The 366-nt window shown below is 53.0% G+C and carries 1 rRNA gene; it reads left to right on the top strand.

The features are described from left to right. A 23S ribosomal RNA gene (locus LFYK43_RS12345) occupies window positions 1-366 on the top strand; the annotation flags it as partial.

A 366-nucleotide genomic window follows, 5' to 3' on the forward strand; every position in this document is an offset into this window, starting at 1 on the left:
GTGGACCAGTACCGTGAGGGAAAGGTGAAAAGTACCCCGGGAGGGGAGTGAAACAGTTCCTGAAACCATGTGCCTACAAATAGTCAGAGCCCGTTAAGGGGTGATGGCGTGCCTTTTGTAGAATGAACCGGCGAGTTACGTTAACGTGCGAGGTTAAGGCGGAAAGGCCGGAGCCGGAGCGAAAGCGAGTCTGAAGAGGGCGAATGAGTACGTTGACGTAGACCCGAAACCAAGTGACCTACCCATGTCCAGGTTGAAAGTGCGGTAAAACGCACCGGAGGACCGAACCCGTGTATGTTGAAAAATGCTGGGATGAGGTGTGGGTAGCGGTGAAATTCCAAACGAACTTGGAGATAGCTGGTTCTC

The sequence above is a fragment of the Ligilactobacillus salitolerans genome, assembly GCF_003864415.1.
GTDB classification, from domain to species: domain Bacteria; phylum Bacillota; class Bacilli; order Lactobacillales; family Lactobacillaceae; genus Ligilactobacillus; species Ligilactobacillus salitolerans.